General features: G+C 63.2%; 10 protein-coding genes and 3 pseudogenes. 5 read left to right on the plus strand and 8 right to left on the minus strand.

Translation table 11 applies throughout. The annotated features are described in order from the left end of the window. The 4 genes and pseudogenes from ABS769_RS21360 to ABS769_RS21375 form a co-directional block, all read right to left on the minus strand. Window positions 1-157 (minus strand): transposase (locus ABS769_RS21360; protein WP_233368074.1); only part of this gene is annotated, 157 nt, incomplete at its 3' end. 45 nt (window positions 158-202) lie between these two features. Next, window positions 203-1921: pseudogene (locus tag ABS769_RS21365) on the minus strand (choice-of-anchor X domain-containing protein); the annotation flags it as partial. Between the two features lie 302 nt (window positions 1922-2223). Beyond that, window positions 2224-3123, minus strand: a complete 900-nt coding sequence (locus ABS769_RS21370) for a methylenetetrahydrofolate reductase (protein WP_317063152.1) — start codon at window positions 3121-3123, stop codon at window positions 2224-2226. A 103-nt stretch (window positions 3124-3226) separates the two neighbouring features. Further along, window positions 3227-4141, minus strand: coding sequence for a LysR family transcriptional regulator (locus ABS769_RS21375; RefSeq protein WP_023903024.1), 915 nt, complete (start codon window positions 4139-4141; stop codon window positions 3227-3229). A gap of 97 nt (window positions 4142-4238) precedes the next feature. On the opposite strand from ABS769_RS21375, the gene msuE reads away from it, so the two are divergent. The 3 genes from msuE to ABS769_RS21390 all read left to right on the plus strand — a co-directional run bounded on the left by msuE (window position 4239) and on the right by ABS769_RS21390 (window position 7044). After that, the gene (gene msuE / locus ABS769_RS21380) at window positions 4239-4832 is read left to right on the plus strand and encodes an FMN reductase (protein WP_317063151.1); all 594 of its coding nucleotides are present in this window, start codon (window positions 4239-4241) and stop codon (window positions 4830-4832) included. Window positions 4833-5000: 168 nt separating this feature from the next. Then, a complete protein-coding gene (locus tag ABS769_RS21385; protein WP_317063153.1) occupies window positions 5001-5984 on the plus strand; it encodes a DUF1852 domain-containing protein in 984 nt (327 codons plus the stop codon). A gap of 28 nt (window positions 5985-6012) precedes the next feature. Beyond that, window positions 6013-7044, plus strand: a complete 1032-nt coding sequence (locus ABS769_RS21390; RefSeq protein WP_104551067.1) for a methionine synthase — start codon at window positions 6013-6015, stop codon at window positions 7042-7044. A 59-nt stretch (window positions 7045-7103) separates the two neighbouring features. Here the strand turns inward: ABS769_RS21390 and kdgT are convergent, their stop codons facing one another. The 3 genes from kdgT to ABS769_RS21405 form a co-directional block, all read right to left on the minus strand. Then, complete coding sequence (gene kdgT / locus ABS769_RS21395; protein WP_205393374.1) at window positions 7104-8078, minus strand: 2-keto-3-deoxygluconate transporter; 975 nt, start codon at window positions 8076-8078, stop codon at window positions 7104-7106. A gap of 215 nt (window positions 8079-8293) precedes the next feature. Then, complete coding sequence (locus tag ABS769_RS21400) at window positions 8294-9748, minus strand: OprO/OprP family phosphate-selective porin (protein WP_317063150.1); 1455 nt, start codon at window positions 9746-9748, stop codon at window positions 8294-8296. Between the two features lie 559 nt (window positions 9749-10307). Beyond that, window positions 10308-11195 (minus strand): SDR family oxidoreductase, encoded by an 888-nt coding sequence (locus ABS769_RS21405; protein WP_317063149.1) that lies wholly within the window; start codon window positions 11193-11195, stop codon window positions 10308-10310. A 134-nt stretch (window positions 11196-11329) separates the two neighbouring features. Here ABS769_RS21405 and ABS769_RS21410 point away from each other — a divergent pair, with 134 nt between their 5' ends. Next, complete coding sequence (locus ABS769_RS21410; protein WP_317063148.1) at window positions 11330-11764, plus strand: winged helix-turn-helix transcriptional regulator; 435 nt, start codon at window positions 11330-11332, stop codon at window positions 11762-11764. Window positions 11765-11998: 234 nt separating this feature from the next. Here ABS769_RS21410 and ABS769_RS21415 read toward each other — a convergent pair. Further along, window positions 11999-12712, minus strand: a pseudogene (locus ABS769_RS21415) (XopB/HopD1 family type III secretion system effector); the annotation flags it as partial. 64 nt (window positions 12713-12776) lie between these two features. Here ABS769_RS21415 and ABS769_RS21420 point away from each other — a divergent pair. After that, window positions 12777-12935: pseudogene (locus ABS769_RS21420) on the plus strand (IS5/IS1182 family transposase); the annotation flags it as partial.

Here is a 12935-nt window from a genome sequence, read left to right on the forward strand (position 1 = left end):
AGTTGCCAAAGCGCTTGGGTAGGCCGCGCCATTTGCAGCCATGCTCGGCAACGTAAAGGATGGCGTTGACCACTTGCAGGTTGGTCATGCTGACATTGCCGCGCTGCGCCGGCAGGCAGTGTTCGATCAGAGAAAATTGTGCTGGCGTGATCTCCATGCACGATAGTTTAATCGCTCGGGCCATTAGTGTTAACAGGCCCTAGTTGACCTTGGCCCGCGCATCGGCCGGAATGCCGGCCAGCCACGCCTTCGCACCGTCGTAGGTCATGTCGGCATTGGTGCCGCAACCCACCCCGAACCACGAGCCTACCGCCGCCAGAATGCCGGACAGATTGGTGCCCTGGTACGGCGTGCCCACCGACTGCATCACCCGCCCGCCGCTGGCGTTATCCAGCCCGCTCCAGTAGTAGGTATACAGATGCAGTGCGGCCATACCGCCCTGGCTGTGCGCCACCGTGGCGAACGAAGACCACTGGCTGGCGAACTGCGCCAACCGCTGCGCGAACTGGTCGTTGCTGCGGTTCTGTTTGGCATCGATGAACGAGGACGCATTGGTGAATTGCGCCTGCGGCCACACGCCGTTGGAGCAATAGCCGTGCACCAGCACCAGTTGCGAGCCGGCGGCCTGCGGTTGCGCCATCGCACGGGCACTGGCCAACGCAGTTGGACGCGGCCCCATACGCATGCTTTCGTCGATCGCACCGGCAGACCGCGCGATGCTGGCACGCCGTAATGCGGGCAGCTGCAACGGCAGCGTGTCGGCCTGCACCAGCGGGATGTAATGGTCCGGATCTTCGATACGCAGCCCGCGAACGCTAAACGGCGCACGCGCACCGGCACGCGCAATCCAGCGTTCGTCCAGGCTCAGTGGCAACTGGCCTTGTTGCGGCGTCAGCATGCCGCCGATCCATGCTACCGGCACCTCCTTGCCTGTGGCATCGGTGCCCCACACCTGGCCGAACACACGGTAGTGCGACGGCGCCTTGCCGCGTGCCGCGACGGGCAACGCAATGCTGAGCCGCGTGCCATCGGCAGCACGTGCGCTCAGTGCATTGCCGAGCAAACGCAACGAGGTGTCCAGCACCGGCAGCACATGCTCGCTGGTGCGCACGAACGGCTGCCCGGTCTGATCGTGACCGTGCACGATCACCTGTGCGATCCAGGTGCCCTCACTACTCGGTTGGAACGTACCGCCATACACACCATCGCCGGCTGCACCATCGTCGTGTTGCCCGTCATCGGCCATCGGCAGCGTGCGGATGCCGCCTTGCGGATCGATCACACGCAGGCTGGCTGTCTCGATCTGCCCAGCCTGCGCGGCAAGCAAGGTCGCACCGCGCGCATCGTTGCCGCTGAGCAGCGCATTGAGCGTCAACGATTGACCCACCTGCTGGCGACGATTGCGCGCATACGAAGCCAACTGCGTGCGTGCATCGCCTTCCATCAAGACATAGCCGCGTTGCGCCACCGGCGATGCCGATTGCAGGGTCAGCGACCATGCGCCGTTCTGTGCCGATTCCACCGCGTAACGCATGCCGCTGGTGCCGCTCTCTGCGCTGCCCAGCAATGTACGTTGTGCCTGCAGTTGCGGTGCAACGGCAGCGGCGCGCGCGCCGGCAACGCGTGGTGCAGTCACTGCCGCATCCCACGGCTGGTCGCCGGCCAACACCATGAAACGCAGATGGCCGTTTTCCACCGGCAAGGTGCCTTGCCAACGCGCCGATTTACCGGCCGGCGTCAATTCCACCGGTAGTAATGCGCTCTTGGACAGGATGGCTGACTCTGCCGGATCGGGTGCGCGCATCTGCGCGAACTCCTCCGGTGGGCCAGCCAGTTGTTTGGGCTGCAGCTCCGCCGCCGCAAGCGGCATGGACACGAGCGACAGGCTGCACAGTAACGACAATAGCGACGGCTTCGGCATGGCGACATCTCTCCTTGAACGTTGCGAAGCGATGCCGCTGCGCATGGCAACGACACCGGATGCAGCGCCCCCTCGCCGCGATTCGCCGATGGTTATACCGCGCGCTTGTGACAGGTCTGCTGTGCGCTGCAGCACCTCACGCGCAGCCAACAAATAAACAGAAATGAATAGTACGGACTGTGATCCAGGTCGTGGACATGTGGACTCCGCGCACCGCAATGCCGGATCACACGCATGGTCGGTGATTGATGTTGAGCGTCGTACTCGGCGGGTATTCATCCACCCAAACGATTGTGCGAAAGCTACTGTGACCTTCGCGATGCCGAGGTCGACAAGATGTGGGCCGCGCTGCGGGAGCGATACTGCTCTACCCACGCGACAGACTGTGCAATGCCGCCGAAGGGAAAGAAGTGCAGGCTGACGTCTCCATGCGCGTCAGTGAGGCCGGTGGCGAGGCGATCCATAAAACGATCCGGCCCTGCGCTATCGAACAGTTTGCCGATCGAGATGCCGTACTTGGACAGCATCGATGCGCATGCGCCCACACCGCAGCGTGCGGCATAGCGCGCGAGCACCGCGACGCCCGCAGGACCGGGAACGCCCACACGCACGGGATGTGCAATGCCACGCGCGCGCAGCGCTTCCAGCCACGTCAGCACGATGTCGGCATCGAACGCGAATTGGGTGACGATCAGCGGGGCCATGCCGCGCTCGGCGATGCTGCGACACTTGCGTTCCAGCACATCCCATTGATCGGTTGCAGGCATGCTCGGATGTCCTTCCGGATGTCCCGCCACGCCGATGGTGGTGATGCCCGAGCGCTCGAAAACACCTGTATCGATCAGCGACACGCTGTCCGAAAACGGCCCGATCGCAGAAGGCGCATCACCCGCGATCACCAGGCAGCGCTCAACGCCTGCTTCATCGACGGCGCGCCTGACGAAGGCGTGTAGCGCCTCGAGCGAGGCGATGCGGCGCGCGGAAAGGTGCGGCATGGGCGCGAAGCCGAGGGTGCGCACCCTCTGTGCTGCGGCCAGTCGCGCGTCGTCGTTCTGGCTTGGCAGGTAGGGGATGAAGATGGTTGAGCCACGCAGGATCCGCGGCGCCGCTGCGGCCAGCGCGGGCATGTCGTTTGCGCCGACCTCCAACGAATAGCCGTCGGTAATGGTGCTGGCGAGGCTGGGCGTATCCGGATACATCAAAGGGGTTGCCGTCCTCTGGTGGCGATTGGGTGGCTCCCGCATGTCAGCGCTGGTCGAGCGGGAAGGCGGTCCATGCAACACACGCGCCTGGCGATGCTGTCCATCAGTGGGCTCCCGGCGGAGTGGCGCTGCCATTGCCAGGCGCGCGCGCCAGTTCGATGAAGGCGCGCAGGTAGTCGATGGCGATATCTGCCTCGCGTGCGCCCAGGAAGATCTGTTTGGGAATGCCGCGCGCACCCAGCCGGACCGGCACCACGTCCATCCTGGAGGCATATTCCTCCACCAACCAGCGCGGCATGGCGGCCACGCCGCGGCCACTGGCCACCATCTGCATCATGATGTCGGTGGTTTCGATGGCCTTGTGGCGCCTGGGCGTGACACCGGCCGGCAGCAGGAACTGGCTGTAGATGTCCAGCCGCTCGAGGTCCACCGGATAGCTGATGAGCACCTCGCGTGTCAGCTGCTGCGGCTTGACGTAGGCAGCCGACGCCAGCGCATGGCCGCTGGCCACGACCAGCACCTGCTCGTAGTCGAACACCGGCTCGAACCGCAGCCCGGGCTTGTACAGCGGGTCGGGCGTGACCAGCAGATCGATCTCGTAGCCGAACAGCGCGCCGATACCGCCGAACTGGAACTTCTGCTTGACGTCCACATCCACATCCGGCCAGGTGGCCAGATAGGGCGCCACCAGCTTGAGCAGCCACTGGTAGCAGGGATGGCATTCCATGCCGATGCGCAGCGCACCGCGTTCGCCCTGCGCAAACTGCCCCAGGCGCTCTTCGGCCAGGTCCAGTTGCGGCAATACCCGGTTGGCCACCGCCAGCAGATACTGGCCGGCCTGGGTCAGCCGCAGGCTGCGCCCCTCGCGCAGCCAGACGTCGGTGCCCAGCTGCTGCTCCAGCTTTTTCATGCTGTGGCTCAGCGCCGACTGGGTCAGGTTCAACACGCCGGCGGCGGCCGTCAGCGAGCCTTGCTGCTCGACCTGCTGGACGATGGTGAGGTGGATGCGCTCAAGCATTCAGATGATCCGAATTCATGGATTGTTGAAATAACACCATTTTACTTCATTGAATACGAGCCCTAGCATCGGGGTTCGTCGTTCTAGGTCCACCTGCATGACTGTCAACGTGCCACACCCCCTCCGCGTCGTCGCGGTCTCCGGCGGGATGCAACGCCCGTCCAAGGCCGTCGCCCTGGCAGAGCATCTGCTGGCCCTAATCGCCGATGCAGTGCCGTGCGAGCAGCATCTGGTCGAACTCGGGGCGTTGGCACCGCAGTTCGCTGGGGCGGTCTGGCGCTCGCAGCTGCCCGCAACGGTGGAGCAGGAACTGATCGCCGTGGAGCAGGCCGACGTGCTGGTGGTGACAACACCGGTCTATCGCGGGTCCTTCACCGGGCTGTTCAAGCATTTCTTCGACTTCATCCATCAGGACGCCTTGATCGACACGCCCGTCCTGTTGGCTGCAACCGGCGGCAGCGACCGCCATGCGTTGGTGATCGACCACCAGCTGCGGCCGCTTTTCAGTTTCTTCCAGGCACGCACGTTGCCGCTGGGCGTCTACGCCACCGATCGGGACTTTCTGGACTACCGCGTGCACAACGAGGCCCTGGCCGATCGGGCCAGTCTGGCTGTGCAGCGGGCATTGCCGCTGATCGCATTGACGCGGCAGCCAAGTTCCATCGCCGCAGAAAAAGTAGCTGCGGCCTGAGGGCCATCCCGCCCACGGTTGCCTGGCGGGCCACCTCGCCCTCTTTGGCCACCGGATCCGTTGGCGATGGCCCGCCGATCCAGAGTCCCGGCTTCCATCCAGCAGGCATCAACAGCTTCGCTGAAAAGTGCGCTCGTATTTAATCTCGAAACAAGGCGTCAGCTTGCAATGACTCAGGAATTGACCTTCAGCATCAAGAGCCTTTGGTTCGATGAGGACTACCGTCCCGCGGCCAATACGCGCAACACGACCAACTTTGCCAACCTGGCCAGGGGGCAGCGTCGTCAGGAAAATTTGCGTAACACGCTGGCGATGATTAACAACCGCTTCAACGACCTGGCGCATTGGGATAACCCCACGCTTGACCGCTACGCGGTCGAACTCGAAATCATCTCTGTCGAGATGAAGATCGGTGGGAGCGAAGCAGGCGATGCATTTCCGCTGATCGAGATATTGAAACCCAGCATCCTCGATAAAACGACCGGCGCGCGCATCGACGGCATTGCAGGGAATAATTTTTCCTCCTATGTGCGCGACTACGATTTCAGCGTGCTGCTGCCAGCGCACAATCAGGATGCGTCCAGCTTCAGCCTGCCGCCGGAGTTCGGCAGCCTGCATGGCAAGCTGTTCAAGCACTTCGTGCACTCGGACGCCTACAAGGCGCGGTTCACCAAGCCGCCGGTCATCTGCATCAGCGTCTCCAGCAGCAAGGTCTATCACCGCACCGGAAACCAGCACCCCATCCTGGGCATTGAATACCGGCAGGACGAAGGTTCATTGACGGATCGGTATTTCGAGAAAATGGGCCTGCAGGTGCGCTATTTCATGCCGCCCAACAGCGTCGCCCCGTTGGCGTTTTACTTTCTCGGCGACCTGCTGAACGACTACACCAATCTTGAGCTGATCGGCACCATCAGCACCATGGAGACGTTCCAGAAGATTTACCGGCCAGAGATCTACAACGCCAATTCCGCAGCAGGGGCCATCTACCAGCCGAGCCTGAAGCATCAGGATTACTCGTCTACCCAGATCGTCTACGACCGCGAAGAGCGCAGTCAGCTCGCGGTGACGCAGGGCAAATTCACGCAGGAGCACTTCATCAAGCCCTACGGAAATATTCTCGAGCAGTGGGCCTCCAGCCACGCTGTCTAATCAACAAGAACGCAAGACATCACTCATCATGAATAAGCTGCTCCCTACCTCCACCGCCGGAAGCCTGCCCAAGCCGTCCTGGCTCGCACAGCCGGAGAAACTCTGGTCTCCCTGGAAGCTGCAGGACGAGGAACTGATCGAAGGCAAGCAGGACGCATTGCGCCTTTCGCTGCAGGAACAGCAGCACGCCGGCATCGATATCGTCAGCGACGGCGAGCAGACCCGGCAGCATTTCGTCACCACCTTCATCGAACATCTCAGCGGTGTGGATTTCGAAAAGCGCGAGACGGTCAGGATTCGCGATCGCTATGACGCCAGCGTCCCCACCGTTGTTGGCGCGGTGAGCCGCCCGAAGTCCGTCTTCGTCGACGATGCCAAGTTCTTGCGCCAGCAAACCCGGCAGCCGATCAAATGGGCATTGCCTGGTCCCATGACGATGATCGATACCCTCTTTGATGCGCACTACAAAAGCCGCGAAAAGCTGGCATGGGAGTTTGCGAAGATTCTCAATCAGGAAGCCAGGGAGCTCGAAGCGGCCGGCGTGGACATCATCCAGTTCGATGAGCCGGCCTTCAATGTCTTCTTCGACGAGGTCAACGACTGGGGTGTTGCCACCCTTGAACGGGCGATTGAAGGCCTAAAGTGCGAGACCGCCGTCCATATCTGCTATGGCTACGGCATCAAGGCCAATACCGACTGGAAGCAGACACTGGGGTCGGAGTGGCGTCAGTACGAGGAGTCGTTCCCCAAGCTGCAGACATCCAATATCGACATCGTCTCGCTGGAGTGCCACAACTCGCACGTGCCGATCGATCTGATCGAACTCGTTCGCGGCAAGAAGGTGATGGTCGGCGCCATCGACGTGGCAAGCAATACGATCGAAACACCGCAGGAGGTGGCCGATACGCTGCGCAAGGCGCTTCGGTTTGTCGATGCCGACAAGCTCTACCCGTCCACCAACTGCGGGATGGCGCCGCTAGCCCGCCACGTCGCACGAGGCAAACTCACTGCCCTCAGTGCGGGCGCAGACATTATTCGTGCAGAACTGTCGGCACGCTAGCGCGCTGATGCTTGCGTAGATCAGCGGCCGAAGGAGGGGAGCGGCGTTCCATATGGCCCTCAGCCCGGTGACGCCGCTGCCGCTGCGGTACGTTTGAGCATGCGCCAATAGCAGGCGGTGAGCAGCGGCACCAGCAACGAGGTGACGATCACCGCGCTGGCCACCAACGCGGTGGCGGCCGGTGCGGCCGCTGCGAACTGCGGCGCCATCGCTGCGATCAATGCCGGTGTAGCCACCGCCGCACCCGCAGTACTGGAGGCAGCCAAGCCTGCGGTGCCATTGCCGCCGCCGATCAGGCGATCGGCCAGGATCAGCGGCACACCGGTGATCGCCACCACCGCCATGCCCAGCAGCACGCCATGCACACCGGTGGTGGCGATCGTGGTCAGGTCCAGCGTGTTGCCGAGTGCGAAGCCGAAGAACGGCACCAGCGTGTGCGTGGCTTGCGCAAAGAACTGCCTTAGCTCCGCGTCGAGATTCCCAAGCGCAAGTCCTGCCAGCAACGGCAGCACGGCACCGAGGAACAGACGCGGCTCGAACGAGGCGGCACCGCTGGCGCCCAGGATCAGCATGGTCACCAAGGGGCCGGATTCCAGCGACATCAGCACCACCGCACCGGCTTCTTCGCGGCTGCCGTATTGCTGCATCAACGAGGCATACAAGCCGCCGTTGGTCATGTCCATGGCCGCCACCAACGCCAGCACCGACAATCCTGCCATCGGGCCGCTGGGCAGGCCGCCGGGCGGCAGCACCGATTGACCCAGCACCGCCACCAGCCATGCCACGCCGATCTTGGTCAGCACCAGCGTGCCGGACTTGCGCAGTACCTGACCGGTGGCACGTAACTGGATGGTCGCGCCCATGCAAAAAAACCACACCGCCAGAATCGGTATGGTGCCGCTGATCAAGCCGTTGCTGAAGCTTCCCAAGGTGGTGCCGGCAGTTGGCCACAGCGTGTGGCAGAGCGCACCCAGTAACAGGGGGACCAGCATCATGCCGCCAGGCAATCGCTCGAGTGTGGCTTTGATGCGCATACAACCCCTCGGGGACGAGCGGCCATGCGCGCATGCAGGGTCTACACATGCGGCAATCGGCCATGACCGCAGCATGCGGCGTCACCCGGCGGGGTACCTGCGCGCGCCGCGAACCGATGCGGCCGCGTGCGAACGGGTTGCATGCCGGCTTGCCGACACACACACGCCGGGCGATGGCCCGGCGTGTGTGTGTCGATCAATCAGGCATCGATGACTCAGTAATTGACCTGCAACTGCAAGCGCAGCAGATCGCCTTCCACCACCGGATACGGCGCCGTGGTGACGTCGGTGCGCTTCATCTTCGAATACGCGAATACCAGTTCCAGCGCATCCATCGGTTGCCACTCGACACCGGCTTCCACTTCGTCCAGACGCATGCGCGGCGCATTGGTATCGAACTTGGAACCGCCGCGGTAGGTCTGCCATTTCAGGTACGGCAGCAGGGTGCCGTAATTGAAGTCGTGCTTGAACATCGCCTGCACGTAACCGCCGCTCAGCGAACGGGTACGGATACGCCGCTGCGCGACATCCAGCTCCGGGCCGCGGCCCACTGTCCACTCGGCCTGCAGGCCGAATGGCTGCGGGTAGTAAATGATGTGCGCGGCCACGCGCTGGTCGGTGTAGCCGTTCGGGTCGGTGATGGCCGGGGTGAAGCTGCGGCCACCGATATTCACCGCTGCCGCCGTCGGCACGAAACGTCCGCTGTAGGCATCGGCGCCCACTTCCAGATACTGGCCGTTGGCGAACTTGAACGGGTAGGTGGCGTGCACCACCGCATGCATGCCGTCGTTACGCTCGGCGCGGTTGGCGCCCTGGCCGTTGTAGACGCCAGCGCCGATCACGCCGTAATCGCCCGAGCCCTTCAGGCCCGACTTGACCAGATCCTGAAAGCGGCCCTTGGCCACGGTGGGGCTGTAATAGAACACCGCACCGATATCGCGTTCGTCGCGCAGGCCGGAGTTCAGTGCGTCGGCACGATCCAGCGTGAGACGGTTCTGGCTGGACTGCAGGTTTTCCCAGCCGTACGGCATCTTCGACTGGCCCACACGCACGCGGTATTCGCGCTTCTTGTCGAAGTAGATATCGGCATACGCATCGCGCAGCTGCGCGAAGTTGGAAGTGGTCGAGCCGGTCGGCGTGCTCGCAAAGTCCGGCTGGAAGTACAGCGCCACATGCTCGTTGAGATCGCCGCTCAGCACCAGGCGCGCGCGCCGGATGCCCAGGCTCTGGTCGTTGCCGATAAAGCGGTCGCCAGGCGCACGCAGGTCCTGCGCGTCGCCGCCGATGCCCTGGTTGTAGCGGATCTGGGTGTAGCCGCGCAGGCTCAGCTTGTCGTACCACTTCTTGCCGGCCTCGCCGGCCTCGCCGGGCTTGGCCGGCGCTGCTGCCGGCACGGGTGCAGGTGCGTTCTGGGCGATGGCGGTGTCGGCCGCCACTGGCGCGGCGGGCGGCGGCGGCAATGCCGGCGCGGCAGGCAGTGCCGAGGCCGGCAGCTTGCCGTTCTCGTCCACCTGCACGAACTTGCCCAGCTTGTCGCGCCCCGGTGCCGGCTCGGCGAAGATCTGCTTGGTCTTGCGGTCGACGTACAGCTCCAGCTCGGCGGCCAGCGTACTACCGCTGGCGGTCGCGCTGAGGGCGCACAGAACGGTGGCGAGATTGCGTTTTTTCATGGGTCCGGCTCGTGCAAGGGAAACGGGTCGGCGGCAGCGTCAGGCCTGCGGCTGCCCCCAACCGGGGCGGCGAACATGGCGTCTGAGCGCCTGCCAGGCGCCCAGGTCGTCCTGACGTAGCGGCAATGGCAGCAGTTATATTTAGATTTGATGTCAGTTTGGTGACATCTACGGCGCGTGTGTACGCATGCCTGTGTCAGTAGCGTGTCCGGCCGATGTCAGTTATGCGACGCGCGGGAGGCGAACCCATCAGCGCGCAATGTGAGGTGCGGGCGTTTTTGCAACGCTCTTGTTGCCGCCGCGCGTCCTCAAGTCTGCAGTGCCACTGGCAGGCAGCCACGCCATGAGGCGGATAGTGATGCAGGGCGGAAGGCGCGCGCCGCGTACGGCAACCGCGCCGCTGTCGTCGTCTTCCCGAGCAGCGGTGGGCGAGGGGAGGAATGAATCAAAACGCGGCGAAGGCGGGTCAGAGCCCGCCTTCGTCTGATCAAACACCCTGGCATATCGCCGAGCAGATGGTGGTCAACGCATGTCGACCAGCACCGTGCCGACGCCCGACTCAGGCTGCTGGTGCCGCCTTCAACGCCGCAGCCACCGCATCGTGCAGCGAGGTGGTCGGGCGGCCGATCAGCTGGCTCAAGGTGTGGCTGTCGTCGAACAGGCTGCCGCCGCGCGAGGACGCCGAGCACTGCGCCAGCACCTGGGCGAACGGAGCCGGCAAGCCGATCTGCACCAGCGCCGCCGCATAGTCGGCTTCGGGCAGATCGTGATAGGCCACCGGCTTGCCGGACTGCTGCGCCAGCTCGGCGGCATAGTCGGCCATGGTGAAGGCGGTATCGCCGGCCAGCTCGTAGACCTTGCCGGCCTGCGGTGTGTCGGCGGCCAGCACCGCTGCGGCGGCGGCTGCGTAATCTGCGCGCGTGGCCGCACTGATCCTGCCCTCGCCGGCGCTGCCGATCACCGCGCCATGCGCCACTTCGGCCGTGATCGAGCCGGTGTAGTTCTCGGTGTACCAGCCATTGCGCAGCAGCACATGCGGCACGCCGCTCTCGCGCAGCAGCGCTTCGGTGGCGACATGCTCGGGTGCCAGCGACAGCGTGCTGGTATCGGCGTGCAGCACGCTGGTGTAGGCCAGCAATTCCACCCCGGCACGCTTGGCCGCCTCGATCACGTTGCGGTGCTGCGGCACGCGTTCGCCCACCGCATTGGACGACACCAGCAATACGCGGCCCACCCCGGCGAAGGCCTCATCCAGGCTCTGCGGGTCTGCATAGTCGGCGCGACGCACGCTGATGTCGCGTTTTGCGAACTTTGCGAGTGACGCAGTATCGCGGGCCGTTGCTACGATGCGTGCCGCTGGCACACGCTCTAGCAAGGCTTCGACGACCAGCGCGCCCAACTGCCCGCTGGCGCCGGTGACGAGGATCAGGGGGGACGTGTGTGCCATGGTGAACTCCAGTTGGTATTGATAAGAGGTGTGGTCTACTATCTAGACTCTAGGTCCGCGCACTCATTATCAGGGCCGTTCGATCCTCCACAAGGAGGCAGTTTTCTTCCCCCTGGTTACCGTGAGATACCCCCGTGAACGCGATTGCTCTGTTTCCGCCGCCGCCGTCCCTGCAAGGCATGCCCTTCGACGCCACCAAGTGCCCGGTGCGCGATGTGCTCGATCAGATCGGCGACAAATGGACCATGCTGATCCTGCTGACGTTGATCCCCGGCCCGTCCCGCTTCAGCGCCATCCAGCGCGCCGTGCCGGACATCTCCAAGCGGATGCTGACCCAGACCCTGCGCAACCTCGAGCGCAACGGCATGATTACCCGCAAGGTCTACGCCACCAAGCCGCCCAGCGTGGAATATGCGTTGTCCAAGCTTGGCGTGGCGCTGCTCGGCCCGATCTCGCAGCTGCTCAACTGGGCAGGCGAAAACCATTCGGCCATTCGCTCCGCACGCGAACGCTTCGATCATGCCCAGCAGGCGGTGGTTGCGCTGGGTGCCGATGAAGCGATGGCGTAAGCGCTGTCAACCCAAGTTGGGCCGAGTTGCAAACAACTTGGTAGCACGCCTTGAGATGCCTAGCACAACCATTTGCAGTTGTTGTGCTAGGTACTCTACCGCTCTTGTTGGATTAGGCAGCACGCAACGGCGCTGACTTCGCCAGCGCCGTGCATCCCTCGAAGCTGCGGAGCGAGGTATCCCAATGATCCCCCAACCACTGATCGCAATCCCGGCTATCCCGTGGATTACGGCTCAGGGTGCGGGTTGGTGCGCCGTATCAGACACAGCCAGGTCCTGGTACGGAATACGTTCGGCCAAAGGAGTTTCGCCATATCCAAGTTTACGGGCCAGCGCGGGAAGGGCCTCGAAGCTTGCATTCATGCCTTTGACAATCGCGGTTCCTACATGACGAAGGAACTCGCTCCTGGGAGCCAAAATCTGATGCAACTCTTCTGCGGTAATCTCCCGTTCTTCGCTTTCCATGTGCTCGCTTGCTCGCGTCAGAATGGTTTGCACAACGCGCGCGTGCTTGGCATTGTCGGATTCGAATAGCCCAGGAACATGCACGCGTCCGCCAAGCGCCAGCGCGTTCAGAGCGATGGCTTCGATCGGATTGAAGACGGCGCTCCGGAAGATACGTAGCACCTTTTCCGAGAGCAATCCTGTGGCTTTGTCGCTGGCGATCAGCGGGATCATCCCGACAATGGATGCCAGCCCCATAGACTTGACAGCGGTGCTTTCGCCGGGAGCAATATCGAGCGCATGGCGCGTCATCTGCTCAATCGCCTCCTCCGGGCCCATGTTCTCGCCGGGATGCGCCATCACGCCATCCTTAATGCTCTGGAACAATCCAGCACGCATCAACTCTTCGCTTTCCTTGACTTCGGGTGGAATGCCCGAAGCAGCGCCAAAAATGGCCGCTTCGGTTGTCGTCGTATTGGCCGCAAGATCACCTAATCCTGATTTAAGGAGCCTCTGAACAAAGCACAGCAGATGCGCGACACTATTGCCACAGAGTGAGGAATCATCCATGCAACTGACGTTCGGTGACGCTGAGGGCCAGGGTAAACGCAAGCAGACCCGGCGCGAGATCTTTCTGGCCGAGATGGAGCAGGTGGTTCCGTGGCAGCAACTGCTCGGGCTGATCGCACCGCACTATCCGGTGTCGGGGCGGCCAGGTCGGCAGCCG

The sequence above is a fragment of the Xanthomonas hortorum genome (assembly GCF_040279205.1).
In the GTDB taxonomy this organism is placed as follows: domain Bacteria; phylum Pseudomonadota; class Gammaproteobacteria; order Xanthomonadales; family Xanthomonadaceae; genus Xanthomonas; species Xanthomonas hortorum_F.